At 71.8% G+C, this 24,271-nt stretch carries 20 protein-coding genes; 10 read left to right on the top strand and 10 right to left on the bottom strand.

The annotated features are described in order from the left end of the window. Nucleotides 1-30 precede the first annotated feature (30 nt). The 3 genes from HDA43_RS26735 (at nucleotide 31) to HDA43_RS35415 (ending at nucleotide 3,498) form a co-directional block, all read left to right on the top strand. Nucleotides 31-405 (top strand): FKBP-type peptidyl-prolyl cis-trans isomerase, encoded by a 375-nt coding sequence (locus tag HDA43_RS26735; protein WP_179826583.1) that lies wholly within the window; start codon nucleotides 31-33, stop codon nucleotides 403-405. A gap of 219 nt (nucleotides 406-624) precedes the next feature. Continuing rightward, nucleotides 625-2,151, top strand: coding sequence for an ATP-dependent DNA ligase (locus HDA43_RS26730; protein ID WP_179826581.1), 1,527 nt, complete (start codon nucleotides 625-627; stop codon nucleotides 2,149-2,151). A gap of 480 nt (nucleotides 2,152-2,631) precedes the next feature. Then, entirely contained in the window at nucleotides 2,632-3,498 is an 867-nt protein-coding gene (locus tag HDA43_RS35415) for a septal ring lytic transglycosylase RlpA family protein (RefSeq protein ID WP_246424731.1), read from the top strand. Between the two features lie 169 nt (nucleotides 3,499-3,667). Here the strand turns inward: HDA43_RS35415 and HDA43_RS26720 are convergent, their stop codons facing one another. Beyond that, nucleotides 3,668-4,297 carry a DUF1707 and DUF4870 domain-containing protein gene (locus HDA43_RS26720; protein ID WP_179826579.1) on the bottom strand — a complete coding sequence of 210 codons (630 nt, stop codon included), beginning with the start codon at nucleotides 4,295-4,297 and terminating at the stop codon, nucleotides 3,668-3,670. A gap of 144 nt (nucleotides 4,298-4,441) precedes the next feature. Here HDA43_RS26720 and HDA43_RS26715 point away from each other — a divergent pair, with 144 nt between their 5' ends. After that, on the top strand, nucleotides 4,442-4,780 hold the full coding sequence (locus HDA43_RS26715; protein ID WP_179826577.1) for a hypothetical protein: 339 nt from the start codon (nucleotides 4,442-4,444) through the stop codon (nucleotides 4,778-4,780). A 24-nt stretch (nucleotides 4,781-4,804) separates the two neighbouring features. Here HDA43_RS26715 and HDA43_RS26710 read toward each other — a convergent pair whose 3' ends face one another. The 5 genes from HDA43_RS26710 to HDA43_RS36530 all read right to left on the bottom strand — a co-directional run bounded on the left by HDA43_RS26710 (nucleotide 4,805) and on the right by HDA43_RS36530 (nucleotide 9,693). Then, nucleotides 4,805-5,932: a DUF4192 domain-containing protein gene (locus tag HDA43_RS26710; RefSeq protein ID WP_179826575.1), complete on the bottom strand. Its 1,128-nt coding sequence runs from the start codon at nucleotides 5,930-5,932 to the stop codon at nucleotides 4,805-4,807. 202 nt (nucleotides 5,933-6,134) lie between these two features. Beyond that, nucleotides 6,135-6,905: an EI24 domain-containing protein gene (locus HDA43_RS26705; RefSeq protein WP_179826573.1), complete on the bottom strand. Its 771-nt coding sequence runs from the start codon at nucleotides 6,903-6,905 to the stop codon at nucleotides 6,135-6,137. Nucleotides 6,906-6,980: 75 nt separating this feature from the next. Continuing rightward, the gene (locus tag HDA43_RS26700; protein WP_179826571.1) at nucleotides 6,981-7,574 is read right to left on the bottom strand and encodes a Maf family protein; all 594 of its coding nucleotides are present in this window, start codon (nucleotides 7,572-7,574) and stop codon (nucleotides 6,981-6,983) included. 126 nt (nucleotides 7,575-7,700) lie between these two features. Beyond that, nucleotides 7,701-8,642: a hypothetical protein gene (locus HDA43_RS26695; RefSeq protein ID WP_179826569.1), complete on the bottom strand. Its 942-nt coding sequence runs from the start codon at nucleotides 8,640-8,642 to the stop codon at nucleotides 7,701-7,703. Between the two features lie 223 nt (nucleotides 8,643-8,865). Continuing rightward, nucleotides 8,866-9,693, bottom strand: coding sequence for a peptidyl-tRNA hydrolase (locus HDA43_RS36530; protein ID WP_312873558.1), 828 nt, complete (start codon nucleotides 9,691-9,693; stop codon nucleotides 8,866-8,868). 801 nt (nucleotides 9,694-10,494) lie between these two features. Here HDA43_RS36530 and HDA43_RS26685 point away from each other — a divergent pair. The 6 genes from HDA43_RS26685 to HDA43_RS26660 all read left to right on the top strand — a co-directional run bounded on the left by HDA43_RS26685 (nucleotide 10,495) and on the right by HDA43_RS26660 (nucleotide 17,631). Then, the gene (locus HDA43_RS26685) at nucleotides 10,495-12,207 is read left to right on the top strand and encodes an ABC transporter family substrate-binding protein (protein ID WP_312873557.1); all 1,713 of its coding nucleotides are present in this window, start codon (nucleotides 10,495-10,497) and stop codon (nucleotides 12,205-12,207) included. A gap of 155 nt (nucleotides 12,208-12,362) precedes the next feature. After that, a complete protein-coding gene (locus HDA43_RS26680) occupies nucleotides 12,363-13,871 on the top strand; it encodes an ABC transporter permease (protein ID WP_179826565.1) in 1,509 nt (502 codons plus the stop codon). Nucleotides 13,872-13,890: 19 nt separating this feature from the next. After that, the gene (locus HDA43_RS26675) at nucleotides 13,891-14,850 is read left to right on the top strand and encodes an ABC transporter permease (protein WP_179826563.1); all 960 of its coding nucleotides are present in this window, start codon (nucleotides 13,891-13,893) and stop codon (nucleotides 14,848-14,850) included. Next, a complete protein-coding gene (locus HDA43_RS36525; RefSeq protein ID WP_179826562.1) occupies nucleotides 14,850-16,007 on the top strand; it encodes an ABC transporter ATP-binding protein in 1,158 nt (385 codons plus the stop codon). The genes HDA43_RS26675 and HDA43_RS36525 overlap by 1 nt, the downstream gene beginning before the upstream one ends. Further along, on the top strand, nucleotides 16,004-17,038 hold the full coding sequence (locus HDA43_RS36520) for an ABC transporter ATP-binding protein (RefSeq protein WP_218912650.1): 1,035 nt from the start codon (nucleotides 16,004-16,006) through the stop codon (nucleotides 17,036-17,038). Before HDA43_RS36525 ends, HDA43_RS36520 begins: the two co-directional genes overlap by 4 nt. Nucleotides 17,039-17,241: 203 nt before the next feature. Next, on the top strand, nucleotides 17,242-17,631 hold the full coding sequence (locus HDA43_RS26660) for a DUF3224 domain-containing protein (RefSeq protein ID WP_179826560.1): 390 nt from the start codon (nucleotides 17,242-17,244) through the stop codon (nucleotides 17,629-17,631). Between the two features lie 96 nt (nucleotides 17,632-17,727). Here HDA43_RS26660 and HDA43_RS26655 read toward each other — a convergent pair whose 3' ends face one another. The 4 genes from HDA43_RS26655 to HDA43_RS26640 form a co-directional block, all read right to left on the bottom strand. Continuing rightward, the gene (locus HDA43_RS26655) at nucleotides 17,728-20,634 is read right to left on the bottom strand and encodes a DUF5682 family protein (protein ID WP_179826559.1); all 2,907 of its coding nucleotides are present in this window, start codon (nucleotides 20,632-20,634) and stop codon (nucleotides 17,728-17,730) included. Beyond that, a complete protein-coding gene (locus tag HDA43_RS26650; protein WP_179826557.1) occupies nucleotides 20,631-21,746 on the bottom strand; it encodes an ATP-binding protein in 1,116 nt (371 codons plus the stop codon). Before HDA43_RS26650 ends, HDA43_RS26655 begins: the two co-directional genes overlap by 4 nt. Before the next feature lie 29 nt (nucleotides 21,747-21,775). Continuing rightward, nucleotides 21,776-23,260 (bottom strand): vWA domain-containing protein, encoded by a 1,485-nt coding sequence (locus tag HDA43_RS26645; RefSeq protein ID WP_179826555.1) that lies wholly within the window; start codon nucleotides 23,258-23,260, stop codon nucleotides 21,776-21,778. Beyond that, nucleotides 23,257-24,271, bottom strand: a 1,015-nt coding sequence (locus tag HDA43_RS26640) for a hypothetical protein (RefSeq protein WP_179826553.1), incomplete at its 5' end; no start/stop codon positions are given. The genes HDA43_RS26645 and HDA43_RS26640, both read right to left, overlap by 4 nt.

Raw genomic sequence — 24,271 nt, 5'->3', positions numbered from 1 at the left:
GGTCGGCGCGCAACCGATAAGGAGAACCACGTGGCACTGGAGAAGCCGGAGATCGACTTCCCCGAGGGTGCGGCCCCCTCGGAGCTGCAGATCACCGACATCGTCGAGGGAAGCGGCCAGGAGGCCAAGCCGGGTGACATGGTCACCGTGCACTACGTCGGCGTCGCCTTCTCCACCGGCGAGGAGTTCGACGCCTCGTGGAACCGCGGTGACACCTTCCAGTTCCCGCTGGGGGCCGGCCGGGTGATCGCGGGATGGGACCAGGGCGTCGCGGGCATGAAGATCGGCGGCCGCCGCCGGCTCGTCATCCCGCCCCACCTCGGCTACGGCAACCGCGGCGCGGGGCCCCTCATCAAGCCGGGTGAGACGCTCATCTTCGTCGTCGACCTGCTCGGCGTGAACTGACGTCACCGCGGGCGGCCGTCCGTCCCCGGGCGGCCGGCCCCGATCGGTCACCCGCTTCCGGACGGCCGCCCGTTCCCGGACCGCCACGCGTTCCCGGGCAGAGCCTCGTTCCCGGACCGCCACGCGTTCCCGGGTAGAGCCCCGTTCCCGGGCAGGACCCCCGGAAAAGCGGCGGCCCTCGTCGCCGGAACACCGGCCGCGACTCGTAGGGTGATGGCTGTGTTGCTGATCGAGCTCGCACGCACCTCGGCCGCCGTGGCGGCCACCCCGGCACGCCTGGCGAAGATCGCCCAGCTCGCGGAGCTGCTCGGCAGGACCGAGCCCGGCGAGGCCGAGATCGCCATCTCCTACCTCTCCGGCGAGCTGCCCCAGCGCAACATCGGCGTGGGCTGGGCCGCACTGCAGGACCCGCCCGAGCCCCGCCTGGTCGCGACCGCCACCCTGCGCGAGGTGAACGGCCTCCTCGACCGCATCAAGGCCCAGGCCGGTCCCGGCTCCCAGCTCGCGCGCAAGGCCCTGCTCGACGAGTTGTTCGGCGCGGTCACCCGCCAGGAGCAGGTCTTCCTGTCCAGGCTGCTCCGCAGCGAGCTGCGCCAGGGCGCGCTGCACGGGGTGATGACGGAGGCCGTCGCCAAGGCCGCGGGGGTCCCGGTGACGGAGGTCCGGCGGGCGCTGACCCTGCGCGGCTGGCTTCCCGCCGTGGGCGCCGCCGCGCTGGCGGGCGGGGTCGAGGCCCTGCGCGCCTTCCACCTGGAGGTCGGCCATCCGGTCGCCCCGATGCTCGCCCAGAGCGCCGCCTCGATGGCCGCCGCGCTGGACAAGCTGGGCGGGCCGGTCGCGCTCGAATGGAAGCTCGACGGCGTCCGGGTGCAGGCGCACCGCTCCGGCGACGAGGTGACCGTCTTCACCCGCACGCTCGACGACATCACCGCCCAGGTGCCCGAGCTGGTCGAGGCGGTCCGCGCGCTGCCCGCCGCGGACCTGGTCCTGGACGGCGAGGTCATCGCTCTGCGGCCCGACGGCCGCCCCCAGCCCTTCCAGGTCACCTCCGGCCGCGTGTCGAGCCGCCTCGACGTGCCGGGGATGCGCGCGAAGACCCCGCTGAGCGTGTTCTTCTTCGACGCGCTGCGGGTGGACGGCGCCGACCTGCTCGACCTGCCCGGCGAAGCCCGCCACGCCGCCCTCGCGGCGGCCGTCCCCGCGGAGCTGGTGACCCCCCGGCTGGTGACCGACGACCTCGCGAGCGCCGAGGCGTTCTTCAAGGACGTGCTCCGGAGCGGCCACGAGGGCGTGGTGGTCAAGTCCCTGCGGGCGCCCTACGCCGCCGGGAGGCGCGGCGCCGGATGGGTCAAGGTGAAGCCCCGGCACACCCTCGACCTGGTCGTCCTCGCCGCCGAATGGGGTCACGGCCGGCGTCAGGGCAGACTCTCCAACCTTCACCTGGGGGCGCTCGATCCGCGCACCGGTGGTTTCGTCATGCTCGGCAAGACCTTCAAGGGACTGACCGACGAGCTGCTGGCGTGGCAGACCGGCCGCCTGCTGGAGATCGCCGATGGTCCCACCGACGGCTGGGCGGTCACCGTCCGCCCCGAGCTCGTGGTCGAGATCGCGTTCGACGGGGTCCAGCAGTCGAGCCGCTACCCCGGTGGCATGGCGCTGCGTTTCGCCAGGGTGATCCGCTATCGCCCCGACAAGAGCGCCGACGAGGCCGACACCGTCGAGACGGTGCGCTCCCTCATGCTCTGACCGCCGCCAGAGCCCCGAACCGGGGAAACGATCCGGAGACATGAGCGGCCACGGCGCCTCCCCGGGGGTTCCCCGCCCCGCCCCGGCACGCCGCCGGACGGATCATCGCGTTCGACGCGTGCGGCAGGCCGCCTGCGCGCCGGACGGGAATCCGCATTTCGCCGGTATTTCCAAGATTCACCGCGTACGCTCGCAACCCTGCGGGCCAATCCGGAGATCGCGGATCCGGACGTCGGCATGATCCCTCGTGACCTGCGCACGATCATTTCTTGGCGCATTCATCAAGATTCATTGGCACAGTGAGATGAATCACTTGTAGCGCTTTAAGTTTCCTTTGCCAGTTCTTTGTCGCATATGTTCGACCACATTACGTGGGCGACATTCCGTCTCCCCGCCTACGAGAACGGCCTGCACCCCCCTGGTCCCCCGTGCCCCACGGCCGTCTCGCGTCCTGTCCCCGACCTTGGACCGTGGTTACCCTTGGGCCTGCATTCCGCTCCCCCGTCCGACAAGACACTCCCCTTCCGGAAGCCGGAGGCGAACCGGCGCCGCCTGGCGGTCATGGCCGCCGGCGCCGCCGCGGTGGTCGCGGTGTCGAGCACCGCCTGGGCGCTCTCGGCCGACGATCACGCCTCCCGGGCGTCCGCTTCGGCCGTCTTCACTCCCCGGCAGGCCGGCGGCCCCGACGACGCCGCGCCGGGCGTCCTCGCCTCCCCCTCGGCGTCCCCCTCGGAGAAGTCCTCCTCGGGGACGCCCCGTCCGAACGCCTCCGCGGCCGCCGACGAGGTGAGCCCCCGTGTCTCCCCCTCGCCCGCGGCCTCCCCCGGGACCTCCGCCACGACGGGAACATCCTCCGTAACGCGCCCCACCGCCAAGGCCGCCCCGCGTCCGCGGTCCGGGGGTGGGCGGGACACCGCCTCCACGTCGAAGGACACCGGGAGAACCGCCAGGCACACGACCGAGAGCACCGCGCGGAACACGCCGAAGGGCGACAAGACGGCCAGCAGACCGAAGACGCGGCGGTCCGGCACCCGCGACACGTCGCGCGCGGGACGCGTGATCTCCAGCGGCACCTGCGGCGCCTCCTACTACGACGAGCCGCAGATGACCGCCAGCGGCGAGCGCTTCGACCCGGACGCGATGACCGCCGCCCACAGGACCCTCCCCCTGGGCAGCAAGGTCCGCGTGACCAACCCGGCCAACGGCGAGTCGGTGACGGTCCGGATCAACGACCGCGGCCCCTACACGGGCGGACGCTGCCTGGACCTGTCCAGGGCGGCCTTCTCCGCCATCGGCGACACCGGCGCGGGTGTCATGCGGGTCGAGTACGAGGTCCTCGCCACCTGACCGGTCCCCCGACCGGCCGGTGAACTCCCCGTGACCGCCCGCCCCCCGCTGCCCGTCGGTGACGCCTGCCGGTGGGATCCCGCCCCCGGCCCCCTCCCGCCCGCCCGGGTCCCTCCCGCGCGGTGAAGCCCTCATGTCCGGCCGGCCCCCTCCCGGCCGGCGGGGAGGTTTACTTCACCGGGCGCATCGTCAGCGGGTACCGGAAGTCGTCGTCGGCCAGCGCCCTGACTCCGCCGACCACCGACAGCACCACGGCGCCGATCCAGGCCACCGGGATCAGCACGGCGCCCACGACGGTGATGGCCAGGAGGACGGTCGCCCCCAGCAGCGTCAGCTGGAAGTTGAGCGCCTCGACCGCGTGCCTGCGGATGTAGGGCGAGGTCCTGCCGGCGGCGAGCAGCATGATCAGCGGGCCGATCGCGAGCAGGCCGGTCAGCGGCAGCAGGTGCGCCGCCGCCGCGCCCACGCGGTCGCCCCCGTCCTTCGCCCGCGCGGCGGGATGAGGGAGGGATCGCCCGCCCGCCGGCGGGTGGTACGCGGGTACGGCGGGGTGGGAGCCGTACAGCTCGTACATGATCGGCATGAGGTCACCGTGGACGCGGGCCGTCATGGCCCGGTCCAGCCGGTCGTCGAACTCGAACTTGTCGAGCCGTCCCTCGGCATAGGCGGCCTTGACGTGCTCGACGACCTGCTCCCGGTCCTGGTTGCTGACCCGCAGACCGGCATAGCCCGGCCCCGGAGCGGGGGACGCCCCGGTTTCGCGCCACGGGTTCGCCCCCGGTGTCGCTGTGCGTTGCATGAGACCGACATACCTTTCGTCGCTGGCTTACCTCCATGATTGTGGCGAGCTTTCGGGCGGTCCATCCGGATAAACCCTTGGATATCCCCTAGGGATCACCCTGGCATCACACCGCCGGACCCCTGGGAGATGTATATAAGAGGCATGAGATGGCGGGATCGCTACGGATTGAGGCGGCGAGGCGGCCCTAAGATCGCCAAGTTCGATCGTGAGGCCACCGACGCCGACATCGAGGCGCTCATCGCCTTCGCCAAGTCACGCCGGGGTGTCGAGTTCTACGTCGAGCCGGAGACCTTCGCGACGGACACCACGGCGATGGCCATCGCGGACGACGGCGAGTGGACCAGGCGCCGGGTCGGCTCCCCCGCGGTGATCCGCAAGGTGGCCCGCGACCTGTCGCTTCCGGTCTACGACGTGCAGCTGACCGGTTACCCGCCGCGGATGCGGGCCTACAACGAGCGCCGCAAGCTCGCCGAAGACTGACGGTGGTGGCGCCGGACCGGCCGGTCATCCGGCCGGCGTCCCGGCTTCCTCCAGCAGAGAGATCATGGGCAGCAGCCACGCGGCCCGGGGGCTGCCCATCTCCTGGTCCAACTCCTCGGGACTGGGCATCCTGTCCTTCAGCGCCTGCGGCGGAACCAGGTGCCGCAGCGCGTGCATGAGCAGGTTGGCCATGGAGTAGCCGGGGTCGGCCTCGTGCGCGCGGGTCAGGGCGATCCCGGCCAGCGCGGAGTCGCCCTCCCGCCAGGCGACCACGCCGAGCAGGGAGGCGGCCGGTGGGACGAACCGTGGCTCCAGCCGCAGGGTGAGGTCCTGCCAGAGCCGGCGGTGGACGTCGCAGGAGTCGTCGGTGACGAGCGCCCACGCCTCGTCGCGGACGCGGACCACCGCCAGGTCGAGCCCCAGCCTGGCCGCCTGCTCGTCGTCGAGCCGCCCGCCCGCGGCGTAGGCGCCGATGGCCGCGCGGACCCGGGCCACGCCGTCGGCCACGAACTCCGCCGCGAACCCATCGACGTCGCCGCAGACGGCGAGCCTTTCCCCGATCTCCCTCGCGACCCGGGCCGTGGCCTGCCGCATGGCCTCCCGCGCGGCGCCGCCGACGGGGTCGAGCGACCTGGCCAGGGACTCGCGGTCGGGGAAGGCGACCAGCCCCCGCACGGTCGCCCGGGCCGCGATCTCCCCGGCCCGGGGATCGTACGGCGTGCCGTCCGGAGGGCAGCATCCGGACCGGGAGCAGAGGTAGGACCAGTAGCGGCCGTCCTCCACCCGCAGGGCGTCGACGACGACGAGGCCGCCCCGGCGGAAGGCCGCGACGGTCTCGTCCATGGAGGGGGTCACCAGGGGGCCGGTGCCGTATCCGGCCAGGATGACCTGGGTGACCCCCTCCCGGCGGAACACCGCGGCGACCTGGGCGGCGTCCGGGTCGACCGGCGGCAGGTCCCAGCGGACGGTGAGATGCAGCCGTCCCCGAGGAGGACGGCCCTGCAGTCCGATCGCGACGAGGCTGTCGGCCGGGTGGAACCCCAGGAGGTACGGCACGGCGCCGAGGATGTCCTCGGTGGACCTGAGCAGGAGGCCGGGCCGGTCGGCGAGGGAGACGGGCTGGACGGGCGAGGCCGGGAGGTCGGTTGTCATGGCCCAGAGCCTCGCGCGTTCCGGGTCTCCCCCGTCGGGTCGAATCCCGTTCTGTGGACGGCCGGCCGGGATCGGGCCGACCTGTGGAAAACCCTCCGCCGCCCCGGAACGCACCGCGCGGAAGTCCCGGGACATGTCGCCGGGGCCCGGGGCGTGCCGCACGGGTTCCAGGACGCATCGCGTCCGGCACGGAGGCCCGGTGTCAGTCCCGCCGGTGGAGAGGCTCCGCGGGCACCAGGCGCGTCCGCACCATGACCGTCGCTCCCGCCACGGCGGCCGGCATCGCGACCACCGCTGCCAGCGGGATCAGGAAGATGAGGAAGAGCAGCACCCCGAACCCGAACACGGCCGCCTTGTCCGATTTGAGCAGGGCGAAGCGTGTCCCGCGCCGCATGCCCCTGCGTTCCATGGCCAGCGTGGTGAGCTCGGCGGTGAGGAAGAAGCCGGAGACGAGCGCGCCCAGGACCGGCGCCACCGTCTGACCGACCACCGGCACGAAACCGAGGAAGAACAGCGGGATCGTGAACAGCAGCGTGTAGCCCAGGATGACCAGACTGTCCCCGATGGAGCGGGGGATCGACTTCCAGAGCGGGACGTCGGGCCCTTCCGGCAGCTCCCCGTGACTCTCCTCGACCTTCTCGGAGAGCTTCTCGTAGAAGGGCCCGCCCAGGATCAGGGTCACCGCGGTGAAGGTCACCACGGCCAGGACCACTCCGGCGCCGAAGAGGGCCACGCCGAGCAGGGTGTACAGCGCGGTGCGCGCCGCCTCCCCCCACCCTGCGGCGAACGGCGTCATCCATTCGGCGATGTCCCGCGCGTTGGAACCGAGGAAGTAGAGCGCGACGGCGTAGAGCGCGAACGCGATCAGCGCCGGGACCAGACCGAACAGCCACCACCGGGGATTGCGCGCGACCCAGCGCAGTCCCTGGAGGAAGAAACCGGCGCCCTTCGCGAAGGAGCGGAAATGACCCATGGCCGGAAGATTAGCGGGAGTGGCCGATCACCGTACGACGCCGTCGTCTCCGGCCGGAGCGTCCCCGGCCGAAGGTCAGGCTTGCCGCCACAGGCCCGGCACGGAGACCCCCAGCGTGGCGAGGAGGCGGCGCAGGAGGGGCAGGGAGATGCCCAGGACGTTGCCGTGGTCGCCCTCGATGCCCTCGACGAACCAGCCGCCGGGGCCGTCCAGGGTGAAGGCGCCCGCGACCCGGCAGGGCTCGCCGGTGGCGACGTAGGCGGTGATCTCCTCGTCGGAGGGCGCTCCGAAGCGCACCACCGTGGCCCCCACCTCCGACACCTGCGCGCCGCTCGCGGTGTCGATCACGCAGTGGCCGGTGAGCAGGCGGCCCTCACGACCGCGCATGGACCGCCAGCGGGAGACGGCCTCCTCGGGCGAGGACGGCTTGCCGTAGGCCCGGCCGTCGAGCTCCAGCATCGAGTCGCAGCCGATGACCAGGCCGTCGGTCACGTCACGCGCCACGGCCGCCGCCTTGGCGCGCGCCAGGGTGAGGCAGAGCTCGCCCGGGGTGTCGGCCGTGACGGCCTCCTCGTCGACGCCGCTGACGATGACTTCGGGGTCGAGCCCCGCGCTGCGCAGGAGGGCGAGACGGGCGGGCGAGGCTGAGGCGAGAACGATCCTGGTCACGTCTGCCGAGCCTAGCGTCCGCCGTGACGGGCGAGGGACGGTCCCTTCCGCGGGCGGGCACGGCGCCGGCGGGAGGCGCCGGATCCGGAGCGGACGGCCGCTCCCGCGCGGACGACGCGGCCGGGCCTACTCCGGCTTGACCGTGGAGATCGAGGAGATCGCGGTGTTGATGTCGCGCCAGCGGGAGCGCTGGGCGTCGGGGATGGTCACGAAGACGAGGGCCGGTTTGGCGGCGCCGGGGATCTCCTTCACCGCGACCGCGGCCATGGAACGGCGGGACTTGCCCTTGACCTTGTATCTCACCTGGTAGGCCAGCATCCAGCCGTCCTTGATCGGCTGGGATGCCGTCCAGGTGATCTTCCCGCCGCGGGGGTGGTGGTTGAGCGTCCAGCGTGCGGCCAGCAGCGCGGTGTCCTTGACGGTCTCCTGCACGTTGATCGGCACCGGGCAGCTCACGAGCATCGCGCGGGTGGCCGCGCCCCTGGCCTTCGGCAGGACCTGCTTGGTGGCGAACGGCGCGGTGCCGTAGCCCTTCCACGGCTTGCCGAAGCGGACCAGCGACACCCCGGAGCGGGTGTCCCGGATCCGGCGCTTGGTGGCGTGCGGCTTGCCGGGCAGCCGGCCGAGCCGTTTGTCGTCCGGCAGCTCGGGGACGCGGGGGTCGGCCAGGGCGGCGAGCACCGCGGCGCTCCGGGGCGGCGTGGCGGGGGTCGCGCTCGCGGTCGGCGCGGCGGACGGGGAGGCCGACGCCGAGGAGGACGCCGACGGCGGCTCGGGCGATGAACTGGGACCGGGCTGGGGCGTCGCGGCAGATGGCGCGGCGATCGGCCCCGGCGCCTCTCCGCCCGGTCGGTCTGAGGAGCCGGACGACATGAAGCCGATCACCGCCGCCACGGCGGCCACGACCACGGCGACGGTCACGGCCAGGAACCGGTAGATCACCCGCATCGGCAGGTCGCCGATGCGGGACCGCTTCACCGGTGAGACCGGAGGGTGCTTGGGCCCGGGCTCGACGACGATCTTCGGCAACTCGGAGGTCTCCGCCTCGGCCACCACGTATGTCGGCACGGAACCCGTCCCACGGGTCCCTCCGGTCCCACCCACCCCATCGAGCACGATCGGGAGCGTACGACAAATCGGCTTATCCCGTGCGGGATACCCATCACACTTAGAAAACGAGTGGTTTTTTCACGTTTGGTACGGCACCTGCCCAAAGGCGGGCCACCGCACGGACCCGCTCCGGGCCCCCGCTCCGCCTCCCGGTTCCCGGGATCTCCGGGCGGGTCGCACATCAGGACCGTCCGGACGGCCTCGCACCCGCGGGGTACGGCTCGCCTCGGCGCAGCCACGGGACGTCCGCGACGACCGTGCGGGAGCCGGGCTCGATCTCGGTGAACCCGGCGTCCCTGACCACGGGCAGGCCGGAACCGGCCAGTGCCTCCCAGGCGCCGGGCGCGGCGGTCCGCACGGCCACCGCCAGGCCGCGCTCCCGCCAGGCGTGGCGCGCGGCCTCGTCGCCGGCCCACCAGGCGAGCTGGGCGGCGTGCCCGGCCTGGGCCATCGCCTTGCCCGCCGACATCGAAAGGCCCGGGTTCACCCACAGGACCGGCTCCCCCGGCTCGGGCGGTGCCGGTTCGGCGGAGTCGGACAGGTCGGTGCCGGAGACCTGGAGACGCGACAGGTCCCTGGGCCAGGCGTCGAGCGGGACCGGCGGGTGGACCCGGACCTCGGCGGTGCCGTGGGTGACGGTGAGGCCGGGCAGGGCGAGCACCCGGCGCCACTCGGCTCCGCGTGCCCGCCGTACGACCTTCCTGATCCGGCCGTCCTCCCAGGCGCGGACCGCCTCGGCCCACTCGCCGCCGGGGGCCGCCTGCGGGGCGTCGAGCAGCGTCAGCACGGCCAGGGCGGCCGCCTCCAGGGCGTCGGTGCGCTCGGGCGGGGTCGCCCGTTCGATCCGGACCACGAGCGGGAGCACCCGCTGCCCGGCCGCGTCCTCGTCCCGCCGTGGCCGCCCGGCCGCCGCGGCCGTCTCCCCGCCGTCCGCGGCCCCCGTGGTCCCCGCGACCTCGATGTCCTCCGCGGCGCCGTACCCGCCCCGCTGTCCGTTCGACTCGTTCACGCCTTCCAGGGTGCCCGCCCGGCGAGGGTGCCGGGACCGGGGATCCGCCCGGCACGGCGGGATGCCCGGGCGTCGGACCGCGAAATCCGGACGAAAGAGTCATAAGACACAAAGGATATTAACGGCGCTTAATAGCAGAAAGGGCCGAAGGAAAGCGGCGATCACGGATCAGGCGCGGACCGGAAAGAAGAAATCCTTCCACAGACCGGTTCGACCGCTTGTCATCCCCCGAAAAGGTCGGACGGAAGGAAATCCTGCACCTTCCGGCCGCGCGCGCCGGACTCCACCCGGAAGCCCTCCCCCCACCACACCCGAACTCCACCGACGACCCCTCCCGCGCCCGAAGCGAGTCCTTCCGCGCGTTCCGCCGGGGATCACCCCGACCCCGTCGGGTCCACACCGGCGGAACGGAGACCCGGCACCCGCCCGGTCACGGAAAGTGAGCGAGATCGACCTCACCGACACCCCGACAGACCGTCCACCTGGGACTCCTCCACCACCGCCCTCCCGCCGCACCACAGTCGAACACCATGCGTTAGGGGATATAACGGACTTTTCAGACAAAGGGAACTTTCCGCCCTATTTTCGCAATTGTGTAGTTTCCCGATTACCGGCCTGCTTTGTTACAAGATGGGACGTCGCCGGTATCAGGTCTGCAACACCCAAGTCGCCCCACTTGTCCAGGGGAGACTCCCGGTGCTCAGCTTTGTTCGACCATTGCTGGCGGCTGACCCCAGACCGGACAATTAAAGGAGTGCTGCCGTGTTCCATGCGCGGACATCTGGCAAGTTTCTAGTAGCAGTGGCAGGAGGTGCACTCCTGCTGAGCGCCTGCGCGGGCACCGACTCGGCGAGCAAGCCCACCACGTCGGGCTCGGCCGCAGCCTCGTCGTCCTCCGGCGCGGGGAAGACGATCACCTTCGCCTTCGACCAGGAGTTCAGCTCCTACAACGGCAACACCGGCGCGGAGAACTCCTCCCGCAACAACCTGCCGCTGCAGCGCGTGCTGACCGGCTTCTGGTACTACGGCGGCGACGGCACGGTCACCCCGGACAAGGACTTCGGCACCTTCGAGAAGATCTCCGACGACCCGCTGAAGGTCAAGTACACGATCAACCCCGCGGCCGTCTGGTCCGACGGCACGCCGATCGACTGCGACGACCTGATGCTGGCCTGGGCCGCCAACTCCGGCAAGATCAAGGGCTTCTCCACCGCCGGCACCACCGGCTACGAGCTCACCGACGTGCCGAACTGTGAAAAGGGCGGCAAGGAGATCACCCACACCTACTCCGAGCCGTTCGGTGACTGGGCCGGCGCGCTGTACTCCGTGGGCCAGATCATGCCGGCCCAGGTGGTGGAGAAGAAGGGCGGTCTGTCGGAGGACGAGTTCATCGAGGCCGTCAAGAAGAAGGACGCCAAGAAGCTCGCCGACGCGATCAAGTTCTACAACGACGGCTGGGTCATGAAGGGCCAGCTGCTCAGCGAGGACCTGATCCCCTCCTCCGGCCCGTACAAGCTCTCCAAGTTCGACGCCGGCCAGTCGCTGACCTTCGTGGCCAACGACAAGTACTGGGGCCCCAAGCCGCAGGTGCAGACCGTCGTCGAGCGTTTCATCGCGCTCGACCAGCAGGCCCAGGCGCTGCAGAACGGCGAGGTCAACATCGCCGTGCCGCAGCCCGGCCCGGACGTGCTCAACCAGCTGAACGCCCTTGAGGGCGTCACCGTCAAGACCGGTCCGCAGTACTTCTACGACCACCTTGACTTCAACATGGACTCCAGCCCGTTCAAGGACCGCACCCTGCGTGAGGCCTTCGCCAAGTGCGTCCCGCGGCAGCTGATCGTCGACAACCTGATCAAGCCGCTGAACCCGAACGCCGCCATCCTCCAGACCCGCCTGGTCGCCAGCGTCCAGCCGAACTACGCCGACGTCGTCAACGGCATCGGCGGCGAGGACAAGAAGTACGACCAGGTCGACATCGAGGGCGCCAAGGCCCTGCTGAAGAAGGCCGGCAAGGAGGGCCTCGAGGTCAAGATCGGTTACCAGTCGCCGAACCCCCGCCGCACCTCGGTCGCCCAGCTGATCAGTGACTCCTGCAACAAGGCCGGTTTCAAGATCAAGGACAACGGCGACGAGAACTTCTTCGGTAACGGCCTGACCAACAACACCTACGACGTGGCCCTGTTCGGCTGGATCGGCTCCGACCTGATCAGCGGCAGCACCTCGACGTACACCTCGCCCAGCAAGTGCGACAGCGAGCACAAGGGCAACAACAACGGCTGCTACTCGAACAAGAAGGTCGACGAGCTGCTGAAGAAGGTCAACGCGACCACCGACAAGGCCGCGCAGACCCCGCTCGTCGCCGAGGCCGAGAAGATCATGTGGCAGGACCTCGCCACGATCCCGCTGTACGAGAACCCGAACCTGACCGCGTGGTCCGAGGGCGTCAACAACGTCGTCCCGAACCCGACCCAGGCCGGCATCAGCTGGAACATGGACAAGTGGACGATCGAGTAGTTCCACCCGCTCTGACCGCGGGCCACGGCCACGGCCACGACCGCGGTTGACGGAAAACAGCAGTCCCCACGGGGCCGGGACCGGGAAGGCCACAAGCCCTCCCGGTCCCGGCCCTGATCCACGCAGTCCCTCTTCCATGAACGGGAGGTGACGAAGTGATCGTCTTCATCGCGCGGAGACTGGTCATCTCGTTCTTCGTCCTCCTGGCGGCGACCTTCATCATCTACGTCCTCACCGCGTTCGCGGGCGACCCCCTTGAGGACCTCCGCCAGGACAACAGCCCCCAGAAGCTCACCAAGATCGCCGAGCGGTCCGAGCGGATGCAGCTCGACGTCCCCGTCGTGCTCCGCTACCTGGGCTGGCTGGGCCGGATCGTCCGCGGCGACCTCGGCGTGAACCGCGACGGCCAGGCCCTCGCCCCCATCCTGAGCGACGCGCTCTCGGCGACCCTGCAGCTCGTGCTCGCCGCGACCGTGCTGGCCATCACGGTCGGCATCGTCATCGGCATCATCTCCGCGCTCCGGCAGTACAGCGGTTTCGACTACACCGTCACCTTCGCCGCCTTCATCTGCTTCTCCCTGCCGCTCTTCTGGGTGGCGGTCATGCTCAAGCAGTACGTCGCCATCGAGTTCAACAACTGGCTGAAGGACCCGGTCATCCCGCCCGTGGTGATCGGCGCCCTCGCCCTCCTCGGCGGCCTGATCTTCGGCGCGCTCACCGTCGGTGACCGCAGGCGCCGGCTCGTCGCCTTCGCCGTCGGCCTCGTGGTCAGCGGCGCGCTGTTCACCATCCTGTCGGTGACCCGCTGGTTCGCCGATCCCGGTCTGGGCACCCCGCTGATCCTGGCCTTCGGCCTGGCCACCGCGGTCGGCTTCACCGCCCTGGCCGCCGGCCTGCAGTACCGCGGCCCGCTGTACGCCGCCCTCGCCGCCGCCGTGATCGGCGCGATCTGCTCGCAGGTCCTCGGCCCCGTACTGGCCGACCCGACCTGGCTGGAGATCGGCGGCCTGCTGCTGCTGACCATCGCCGTCTGCCTCGGCCTCGGCTACGCCCTCGGCGGCCTGCAGCGCCGCCAGGCGATGACCGCCGCCACGCTGACCGGCGTGTTCACCGGCGCCATGGTCTTCCTGGACCGGATGCTCCAGGCGTTCGCCGGCTTCAGCGCCTCCGTGCGTCACCGCCCCGTCTCGACGATCGGCGCCCGCACCCCCAACTACCAGGGCGACTTCTGGCAGACCGGCCTCGACAGCGCCGGCCACCTGCTGCTGCCCACCCTGGCCCTCATCCTGATCTCGCTGGCCACCTACACCCGGTTCAGCCGGGCCAGCATGCTGGAGGTCATGAACCAGGACTACGTGCGCACCGCCCGGGCCAAGGGCCTCCCCGAGCGCACCGTCGTCCTCAAGCACGCCTTCCGCAACGGCCTGATCCCGGTCACCACCATGATGGCCTTCGACCTCGCCGGCGTGATCGGCGGCGCGGTGGTCACCGAGAACGTCTTCGGCTGGCGCGGCATGGGCTTCATGTTCACCAAGGGCCTCCAGGAGGTGGACCCGGGGCCGGTCATGGCGTTCTTCATCGTCACCGGGACCGCGGTGGTCGTGTTCAACATGATCGCCGACATCCTCTACGCCTACCTCGACCCGCGCATCCGGCTGTCGTGAAAGCATCGGAGACCCACTCATGACACTCAGCGCAGACACGCAGGCACCGGACGGCGCCGTCGAGCAGGGCATGACGATCGTCGCCCGCACCCAGGCCCAGATGGTGCGCCGGCGGTTCTTCCGGCACCGGGCCGCGCTGGCCGGAATGATCGTCTTCGGCCTGGTCCTCGTGCTGGCGTTCAGCTCCATCGGCTTCGCCGGCATCCCCGGCTGGTGGGACCAGAGCTACATCACCACAGGGGCGCTGGTGAACCAGGGCAAGCCGACGCTCAGCCTGTCCCCGTTCAGCATCGGCGACCACCCCTTCGGCCAGGACGACATCGGCGTCGACTACTTCGCCAAGACCATGCGCGGCGTCCAGCAGTCGATCATCGTGGCCTTCCTGGTCGGCATCGTGGCCACCCTGGTCGGCGCCATCGTCGGCGCGGTGGCCGGCTACTACCGCGGGCGCGTCGAGGCCGTCCTGATGCGCGTCACCGACGTGATGATCACCATTCCGGTCCTGGTCATCGCCGCCGTCCTCGGCCGCAGGTTCGGTGACGCCGGCGTGGTGCCGCTCGGCATCGTCCTCGGCCTGACGATCTGGCCCACCATGGCCCGTCTGCTGCGCGGCGAGTTCCTCTCGCTGCGGGAGAAGGAGTTCGTGGAGGCGGCCCGCGCCGTCGGCACCCCGGCCCGCCGGATCATCTTCCGGCACATCCTGCCCAACACCATCGGCGTGATCGTGGTCAGCGCGACGCTGGCCACCGCGAACGCGGTGCTGCTGGAGTCGGCGCTGTCGTTCCTCGGCCTGGGCGTGCAGGCCCCCGACACCTCTCTCGGCCAGCTGATCAACGAGTACCGCACCGCGTTCAGCACCCGCCCGTGGCTGTTCTGGTGGCCGGGCATCTTCATCATCGCGATCGCGCTGTCGATCAACTTCATCGGCGACGGCCTGCGCGACGCCTTCGATCCACGACAGACCCGGGTGCGTGCCTGATGACGACTCCTCCCAACGTGCCGATCGAACCCCGCAAGGGCGACGTTCACACCTACGACATCCCCAGCACCATCCTCGACTCCGCGGGCGACGTGCACGTCGGCCTGCAGCGGGACGCCGTACGGCCCCCGTCGGAGGACGAGATCCTCCGGGTGCAGGACCTGACCGTGGAGTTCCCCACCGAGGACGGCGTCGTGCACGCGGTCCGCGGCGTCTCCTACAGCCTGCGCGAGCGCGAGGTGCTGGGCATCGTCGGCGAGTCGGGCTCCGGCAAGTCGGTCTCCTCCATGGCGGTCATGGGCCTGCTGCCCAAGAGCGCCCGGATCAAGGGCCAGATCCTGTTCCGCGGCGACGACATGCTCAAGATGTCGCCCCGCAAGCAGCGGAGCCTGCGCGGCCGCAAGATCGCGATGATCTTCCAGGACCCGATGACCGCGCTCAACCCGGTGCACACGGTCGGCGACCAGCTCGCCGAGGCGGTGCTCGCGCACGAGCTGATGCCGCGCAAGACGGCGCTGGCCCGTGCCAAGGAGATGCTCGACCTCGTCGGCATCCCGCAGGCCGAGGCGCGGCTGCGCAGCTACCCGCACGAGTTCTCCGGCGGCATGCGCCAGCGCGCGATGATCGCCATGGCGGTCATCAACAACCCGGACGTCATCATCGCCGACGAACCGACCACGGCCCTCGACGTGACCGTCCAGGCGCAGATCCTGGAGAAGCTCCTGGAGGTCAAGGACGCGGTCAACGCGGCGATCGTGCTCATCACCCACGACCTGGGCGTCATCGCGGGCATGGCCCACCGGGTGCTGGTGATGTACGCCGGGCGGCCGGTCGAGATCGGTGAGACCGACCCGGTCTTCGAGGAGCCCCGCATGCCGTACACGGCGGGCCTGCTGGGGTCGATCCCGTCGCTGGAGAACTCCGGTAGCCGGCTCCGGCCGATCAAGGGCACTCCCCCGTCGCTGATCAACCTGCCGACCGGCTGTCCCTTCTCGCCGCGCTGCCCGCTGGCCGACGAGGTGTGCCGGACCGCCGAACCGGAGCTGGCCGAGACCGACGGCGGCGGGCACTTCGCGGCCTGCCATCACTGGGACCGGCTGGCCGCGGTCGAGGATCCGACCGTGTTCTTCCGCACCGAGAGCGAGACCAAGGCATGAGTGTGACGACCGAGGAGACGCCCGCCCCGCAGCGGGAGCCGGACAGCGGTGACCACCTGCTCAAGGTCGAGGACCTGGTGATGAACTTCCCGGTCCGCGGCGGCGGCTTCCTGCGCCGGGTGGTGGCGCAGGTCCAGGCGGTCAGCGGCGTGTCCATGCACGTGGACGAGGGCGAGACCCTCGGCGTGGTGGGCGAGTCGGGCTGCGGCAAGTCCACGACGGGCCGGGCGATCCTGCAGCTGCACAAGCCCACCTCGGGCTCGGTGCGTTTCCAGGGCCAGGAGCTGACCACCATGTCGGTCAAGGAGCTCCAGCCCGTGCGGCGCGACATGCAGATCGTCTTCCAGGACCCCTACGCCTCGCTCAATCCGAAGATGCCGGTCAACGACATCATCGCCGAGCCGCTGAAGGTCCACGACCGCTGGAAGGACGGCGGCCCCGACCGGGTCGCCGAGCTGCTGCGGCTGGTCGGCCTGAGCCCCGAGCACGGCAACCGCTACCCGCACGAGTTCTCCGGCGGCCAGCGCCAGCGGGTCGGCATCGCCAGGGCCCTGGCCCTGGAGCCGAAGCTGCTGGTGCTCGACGAGCCGGTGTCCGCGCTCGACGTGTCGGTCCAGGCGGGCGTGGTGAACCTGCTGGAGGACCTGCAGGACGCGATGGGGCTGGCCTACATCTTCATCGCCCACGACCTGTCGGTGGTGCGGCACATCTCCGACCGGGTCGCGGTGATGTATCTCGGCAAGGTCGTGGAGACCGGCCAGCGGGACGACCTGTACGACCGTCCCGCCCACCCCTACACCCAGGCGCTGCTGTCGGCTGCCCCCATGGCCAACCCGAAGGAGGAGCGCGCCCGCGAGCGCGTCATCCTCACCGGTGACGTGCCGAGCCCGCTGAACCCGCCGAGCGGCTGCCGCTTCCGGACCCGCTGCTGGAAGGCGCAGGACATCTGTGCCACCGAGGAGCCCGCGCTCGTCGACCGCGGCAACGGCCACCCCGTGGCCTGCCACTTCGCCGAGGTCACCGGGTCCTGACAGAGCACCCCGGGAATCTCCCGGCACCCCCCACAGACGCGCGAGCCGTACGGGACGCCCCCCACCCGTACGGCTCGCGCCATGTCCGGGCCCCGCGCGGCCCGTACCTGACAGGGATTGGCAGGTACGGGCGGCAGGATGGGTGCCGTTCCACGGGCGCGGAAGACCGGGCCCGTGCCGTACGACGACCGAGGAGCCCATCCATGCCCCGCGCCACCGGCACCTTCTCCATCGACAGCTGGGAGCCCGACCCCTACGACGAGGCGGAGGGGGCCGCGCTCTCCCGGGTCCACATCGTCAAGACCTTCGACGGCGGCCTGAAGGGCACCAGCACCACCGACATCATCACCGGCGTCGTCAGTGAGGACTCCGCGGCCTATGCCGGCTTCGAGCGGTTCACCGGCGCCCTCGACGGCCGCGAGGGCACCTTCGTGCTGCACCACAACGCCACCTCCCACGCCGGGGAGTCGGCCCTGAGCTGGACCGTCCTCCCCGGCTCGGGCACCGGCGGGCTGGCCGGCCTCCGCGGCGGAGGGCAGATCGTCAACGACGACGGCGCCCACTCCTACCACCTGGACTACGAGCTCGGCTGAGCCGCGCGGGCCGCACCGTCGTGAGACCCGCGCCCGCCGCGATCACCCGGGCGGTCCCCGCCACCTGAGCTCCCGGGGACGACCGGACCCGGAAGCTCAGCCGCCGAGCAGCGCCGCGACCGCGCCGGCCGTCGCCGGATACCGGCCGAGCAGCGCCCGCACCCGCTCCTCCCCCGCGTCCGGCACTCCGCCCGCGGGCCACCCCGGCCAGTCGGCCGGGCAGCCGAGCAACCCGGCCACGGCGTCGCACGCCGCCGGATGCCGGGCCAGCAGACCGGTCACCGGCCCGCTCGGCGCCGGCGCCGCCCGGACGGACCGGGCGGGCGCGGCCGGCCGCTCCCACGGCGGGGTCCACCCGTCCAGCTCGGCCAGCCCGCCGGGGAAGGTACGGCCCGCCTCCCGGACGAGCACCGGCACCAACTCCGGCACGTTCCGGCGCAGCGTCGTGATCAGCGTCGGCAGCCATGGCAGCAGGACGGGGTCGGGCAACCGCGCGAACGCCTTGGACAGCGCCTCCACCACGAACGGCGCCAGACCCGGAACGGGGTCGAGCGCCTGGACGAAACCGCTCAGGTAGAGCGGGAAGGCCGGGACGACCAGCGGGTTGTCCAGCAGCCCGTCGCACCGGGCGCGCAGCTCGTCCCGCGGCAGCAGGCCCAGCTGCGTCTCGGCCGCCCACAGCAGCGCCACCTTGGCCGGGGCCTCCGGGTGCGACTGCCGTACGGCCAGCTCCAGCTGGGTCCGGTCGCAGCCCAGCGACAGCGCCAGGCCCTCCATGGAGAACAGGAAGCCCAGCATCGCGCCGACCTGGCGGACGCCGGTGTCGTCGGCGAAGGCGGACGGCAGCAGCGTGCAGTAGTGGGCGTACCCTGCCGTGACGAACGCCTCGCACCAGGCCGGCAGGCCCGGCCCGGTGGCGCGGTAGTGGGCCAGCAGCCGCCGGATCCGGCGCAGCACCTCGGGGGCGTCGTCGACGGTGCGCTCGGCGGCCAGCAGCTCCACCGCGCGGGCGCCCAGCTCGTCGGCGAAACGGCCGCCGCCCAGGTAGAGGATGGCGTCCTCCACCGCCTCCAGCGCGGTCCCCGCGGTGGCCCGCGGGTCCCGCACCTTGCGGCGCAGCCGCTGCTCCAGCACCTGCTCGATGGTGACGCCCTCGTAGCCCAGCTCGACGATCGACCGCTGGTGGCGGCCGATCGCCAGGTCCCAGCTCTCCTGGATTGGCCGCTCGCCGAGGCGCCGCGCCCCCATGATGGGCCGGACCGCGTCGTCGGGCAGCAGGTAGCGCAGCATCCACAGCAGGTCCGAGCACGGCCGGAGCTCCGGGTTCGCCGTCAGGTCCAGCAGCACCCGCTGCTGGGTGCGCCGCCCCAGGTCGATCCCGAGCGGCTCCAGCCGGTCGTACACGTCACGGGCCAGCGGGGGAAGCGCCTCGTAGCCGACCACGCCGACCCGGTCGCCGCCCAGCAGGATCTCGCACAGGCGGCGGACGTCGCGGCGGCCCGGCACCGCGTCCTTCTCGATGCAGGTCACCGCGGCGTCGGCGAAGTCGTACGGCGTCGGCCTGGCCCGGCCGCGCACCCCGGCGAGCAGGATCGACGTCTCGAACACCGCGATGGCGTCGGCCGTGCTGGCGAGGTAGCCGTTGCGGCGGGCCAGCCGCACGATGTCCACGCACCACCCGCGCAGCTCGTCCTCGTCCAGGCCGTCCAGCGCGGGCGGGGCGGCCAGGAACCCCGACAGCCGGTCGGGGGCCGGCTCCGGCGTGACCGGATTCCCGCTCTTCCCGGCCTTCCCTGCCTTCCCGGTCCTCCCGGATCTGGCGCGGCCGCCCTGCTGACCCGCCAGCCGGTACGGTGTGACGCCGCCGCGGGCCGTGGCCTTGGCCCAGGTCGCCGCGGCGATCGACACCGACCCCTGGGCCAGGCCGAACTGGGCCTCGATGGCCGAGTGGCTGGAGGGGATGAGCCCGTACAGCCACTGGGTGGCCGTGCGGGGGGTGACGGTGTAGGGAGGCGCGGCGGACTCCAGGCCGAACTCGGCGACCCGGCTGACGGCGTGGAAGGCGCCGCACACGTACAGGCACTCCGCCGGGTCGGCGCCGGACGCGGCGAGGTGCTCGCGGATCCGGGCCCACATGTAGCGCTCGCGTTCCTCGTCGACGGCCAGGCGGTCGCCGGACGAGGGGCGCAGCCGCCGGAACAGGCTGCCGACCAGCGCCATGGCCTGGCGGTAGGTGTCGTGGTCCGCGCCGGCCAGCGGCTGCTCGACGTACTGGTCCCACCACTCCGACCAGTGGCGGACCTTGCCGTGGTGCAGCAGGTACGCCTCCAGTTCGGCGAAGCCGGGCCGCAGGTCGCCGATCTCCACGCCCACGGCGTCGCCGTGCAGGGCCGCCTCCTCGTCCTGCCCGTCGTCCGCCTCACCGACCAGGCCACCGGCCGGGGAGGCCGTAGCGCCCGAAGGGGCGGGGGAACCCGGGGATGCCGGGGAAGTACGGCCGTCCGGAACGGTCCCGGGCCCGGCGTCGGCCGGCTCCCGGGGCAGCCACTGGAAGACGTGGTCCACCGAGCGGTCCACCAGCACCAGCTCGGCGCCGGGGGTGTCGAGCGCGTAGGCGATGGCCTGGTACTCCGCCGACGCCTCGGTCACCGGCGCCACCACGCTGAGCGGGCCGGAGCCGGCCGGGAAGCCGTCCAGCCGGGTGGCGAACGCCTGCAGCGCCACCGGCAGCCTGCAGTTGCGCAGCTCGGAGAGCAGCGGCTGCAGGTCCTCGCACAGCTCCAGGTAGACGACCTTGGGCCGCTTGTCGCGCAGCCGCCGCGTCATGGCCAGCGCGGAGGCCGGCGAGTGGTGACACACCGGGAAGATCTCAAGCTTCTCGCCCAGCATCCGGTCGACGTCGTCGACCATGCCGGACAGGATGCCGGACAGGGCGTCCCCGCCGCCGGAGAACGCCTCGGCGGCGTCGAGGAGCTGCTCGCGCAGCGCGTCGAAGGTGCTCATGACAGCGTCGAGATCGCCTGACGGCCGCCCTCGAGGAAGCCGGTCCACTCCCCGCCGTCCTTGCGGCTGCGCGGCTCGACGACGCCGTGCCAGTACTTGTTCAGGATGGCGAGGTCCTCGGGGGAACGCCTGGCCAGCGAACCCACCAGGGCGCCGCCCAGCGTCTCGGCGCGCAGCGCGCGGTCGCCGAAGAAGTGGCTGTGCAGGATGGCGTCCTCCAGCACGCCGATCTGCTCGGCGGTGGACAGCGCCGACTCCAGCTTCTCGTCCTCGCTCGCGGCCGACGCGGCGGCGGCGCGCAGGTCGGCGAAGCTCTGCAGCAGGACGTCCAGCAGCGTGGGCGGCACGTCCAGCTCGATGCGGTGCCGGCGCAGCAGCTCCGTGGTGCGGAAGCGGACGATCTCCGCCTCGCTGGTCCTGTTCGTCACCACCGGGATCCGGACGAAGTTGAACCGCCGCTTCAGCGCCGAGGACAGGTCGTTGACGCCCCGGTCGCGGCTGTTGGCCGTGGCGATGATCGAGAAGCCGGGCCGGGCGAACACGGTGTTGTCGGTGTCGAGCTCGGGGATGGACACGTACTTCTCGGACAGGATCGAGATCAGCGCGTCCTGCACGTCGCTGGTCGAGCGGGTCAGCTCCTCGAAGCGGCCGATCATGCCCCGCTCCATCGCCGTCATGATCGGCGAGGGGATCATCGACTCGCGGGACTGCCCCTTGGCGATGACCATGGAGACGTTCCAGGAGTACTTGATGTGGTCCTCGGTGGTGCCCGCCGTACCCTGGACGACCAGGGTGGAGTTGCGGCAGATGGCGGCCGACAGCAGCTCGGCCAGCCAGCTCTTGCCGGTTCCCGGGTCGCCGATCAGCAGCAGGCCGCGGTCGGAGGCGAGCGTCACGATGCTGCGCTCGACGAAGCTGCGGTCACCGAACCACTTCTGCGGGATCTCCCGGTCCAGGCCGTCGGAACGCTCGGAGCCGAGGATGAAGAGCCGGACCATCTTGGGGCTGAGCCGCCAGGAGAACGGCTTGGGCCCGTCGTCCACGGACTCCAGCCAGTCGAGCTCCTCGGCGTACTTCACCTCGGCGGGCGCGCGCAGCATCTCGTTGTTCATCAGGGGGTTCTCCTAAACGGGAAAAGTTCTCAGGCGAGGAAGTTCTTCAGCTCGAGGACGAGCTTGCGGATGTGGCCGGAGATGACCGGCGTGCCGAGGTTCTTGAGCTTCTGCCGGAACCACGGGTTGACGCTCTGCTGGCCGCCGCTGTTCACCGAGCCCACGGGGATGATCCGGACGCCGGAGCGGTGCAGCGCCTCCATCCCGGCGAAGACGGCGTCGCAGTTCCACTCGTAGAAGTCCGAGATCCACACGACCACGGTGTTGCGCGGGTCGGCGACCTTCGGCTGGGCGAGGGCCAGGGCGGCCGTGCCGTCGGTGCCGCCGCCGAGCTGGGTGCGCAGCAGCACCTCGAACGGGTCGTGCACCCAGGGGGTGAGGTCGAGCGCGCGGGTGTCGTAGGCGATGAGGTGCACGTCCACCTTGGGCAGCCCGGCGAAGATCGAGGCCAGGATGGTGCAGTTCACCATGGCGTCGACCATCGAGCCCGACTGGTCGACGACCACGATCATCCGGGCCGGGGTGGTGCGCTTGGCGGTGCGCCGGTAGTACAGCCGGTCGACGTAGAGCCGCTGGTCCTCGGGGTTGTAGTTGACGAGGTTCTTCCAGATGGTGCGCTCGACGTCGAGGTTGCGGAACACCCGCTTGGGCGGGATCGACCGGTCGATGACGCCCGCGCTGGCCTTGGCGACCTGCGTGCGCAGCACCTCGGCGACCTCGTCGACGAACCTGCGGATCAGCGCCTTGGCGTTGGCCAGCGCCACCCCCGACAGGTTGGCCTTGTCGCGCAGCAGCTGCTCGACGAGCGACATGCTCGGGGTGAGCCGCCTCGCCAGGGCGGGGTCGGCCAGGACCTCGCGCAGCCGCATGCGGCGGACCAGGTCGGCCTCCAGGTCGGCCAGCACCCCGGACAGCTCGCGGCCGCTCTCGCCGTACCCCGTGCCGGGGCCGTGTCCCGCGCCCGCGCCGTAGCCCGCGCCGGGGCCGCCGCCGGGACCGGTCCCGGAACCCGCGCCGGAGCCGGTGCCGGGCCCGCCGGAACCCGCCGCGGCACCCGGAGCGCCGCCCGGAGCACCGCCCTGGGCGCCGCACGCCCCGAGGGCCTGCGTCAGCCAGCCGGCGTCCTGCTGCCAGGCCGCCAGCTGCGTCGCGGTGACGTCGCCCGTCCCGGTGCCGAAGACGTTGAGCAGCAGCTTCGACACCAGGGCGGCCCTGCGCACCTCGTCACCGGGCACGTCCTCCCCCGCCGCGAGCAGGTTCCGGAACTCGCCGGCCAGCTCGGGGAAGCGCTGCACCAGCGTGTCGACCGACACCGAGGGGTCGAGCAGCGCCGCGGGCAGGCCGAGGTCGCCGACGACCGCCATGCTCGCGTTCTCCAGCGCGGGCTGCTCGTCGTGGTCGAAGAGGCGGGCGAGGAGCCGCCAGTAGAGCACCTGCCGCCGGTTCCGCGCGGCGCCCGCGGGGAGGCCGTCGTCCGTGAGGATGTCCTCGTCCGTGAGGATGTCGTCGCTCATTTCCGCAGCAACCGCCCGGCTCGCTCGCGCAGCACCGCGACCGGGTCCCCGGCCCTGGCCTCGGCCTTGACCGCCTTGGGGTCGGTGGGGCCGAGCGCCCAGTCGCCGGTGGCGACCTCGACCGTCTCCTTCTTCACCTTCGCCTGTACGGCGAGCGGCTGCAGCAGCCAGCGGCCGCCGTCCCAGCGGATGAGCCCGACGCAGGCCGTGGAGCCCGCCACCAGCTTCGGGGTGAGCGGGCCGCAGGCGGGCAGCCGCTCGGTGTCCACGGCGAGCACGCCGCCGCCCAGGTCGAACGAGCCGTCCTTGGTGACCCGGTAGTCCTCCACCAGCACGGGTTCGGCGACGCGCACCGGGACGCGGTCCAGGGGCGGCACCGCCGGGGCGAGCGCGCCGGCGAGGTGCAGCCGGGCGGTGGTGAAGGGGTCGGCCGGCTTGCCCAGCAGGGCCCGGTCGTCGTCCCAGAGCAGGTCGCCGCTGTCGAGCAGCGGCAGGTCCGTGACGTCCAGGCAGCGGCGGTCCGCCAGCGCGGCCAGCAGCGCGCCGTGGCGGTGCGGCAGCTTCCACACCGCGGGACCGGTGATGGTGTCCACCTTCGCGACGGTGACGCCGGTCCGCACCAGCCTGGGCCGGCCGCCGCCGGCGGGTTCCAGGACGGCGTGGACCTGGAACTGGACGGCGGTGCCGTGCTCGTGCACGTCGACGCCGAGGATCAGCAGCCGCCCCGACACCGTCTCCGCGGGCCGGGGGGCGCCGGACGGGACGGCGTCGTGCGACAGCAGCACGGCCCGGGTCCACAGGTCGGCCCAGCGGCGGACCGGCAGGTGCTCCATCGTGCCGACCGGGCAGGAGGCGCGCAGCTCGGCGGCGAGGCCGTCCAGCAGCACCGCGAGCCTGCGCCGCCCCGGTACGGCCAGCAGCGCCTCGACGACCTGGTCCGCGGCGGAGACGAGGTCGTGGTCGACGCCCCGCCATCCGGTGATGGCCAGTTCGCGCAGCCAGGAACGGGCC

The organism is Streptosporangium sandarakinum, assembly GCF_013409935.1.
GTDB classification, from domain to species: Bacteria; Actinomycetota; Actinomycetes; order Streptosporangiales; family Streptosporangiaceae; genus Streptosporangium; species Streptosporangium nondiastaticum.
This window is presented reverse-complemented; position numbering and strand designations above follow the sequence as displayed.

Bases quoted from the DNA above. Each gene is read 5' to 3' on its own strand.
- HDA43_RS36520 (WP_218912650.1), top strand. From the start codon at position 16,004: ATGAGTGTGACGACCGAGGAGACGCCCGCCCCGCAGCGGGAGCCGGAC.
- HDA43_RS26645 (WP_179826555.1), bottom strand. From the start codon at position 23,260: ATGAGCGACGACATCCTCACGGACGAGGACATCCTCACGGACGACGGC.
- HDA43_RS26710 (WP_179826575.1), bottom strand. From the start codon at position 5,932: ATGACAACCGACCTCCCGGCCTCGCCCGTCCAGCCCGTCTCCCTCGCC.
- HDA43_RS26650 (WP_179826557.1), bottom strand. From the start codon at position 21,746: ATGAACAACGAGATGCTGCGCGCGCCCGCCGAGGTGAAGTACGCCGAG.
- HDA43_RS36525 (WP_179826562.1), top strand. From the start codon at position 14,850: ATGACGACTCCTCCCAACGTGCCGATCGAACCCCGCAAGGGCGACGTT.
- HDA43_RS26720 (WP_179826579.1), bottom strand. From the start codon at position 4,297: ATGCAACGCACAGCGACACCGGGGGCGAACCCGTGGCGCGAAACCGGG.
- HDA43_RS26660 (WP_179826560.1), top strand. From the start codon at position 17,242: ATGCCCCGCGCCACCGGCACCTTCTCCATCGACAGCTGGGAGCCCGAC.
- HDA43_RS26655 (WP_179826559.1), bottom strand. From the start codon at position 20,634: ATGAGCACCTTCGACGCGCTGCGCGAGCAGCTCCTCGACGCCGCCGAG.
- HDA43_RS26675 (WP_179826563.1), top strand. From the start codon at position 13,891: ATGACACTCAGCGCAGACACGCAGGCACCGGACGGCGCCGTCGAGCAG.
- HDA43_RS26715 (WP_179826577.1), top strand. From the start codon at position 4,442: ATGAGATGGCGGGATCGCTACGGATTGAGGCGGCGAGGCGGCCCTAAG.
- HDA43_RS26705 (WP_179826573.1), bottom strand. From the start codon at position 6,905: ATGGGTCATTTCCGCTCCTTCGCGAAGGGCGCCGGTTTCTTCCTCCAG.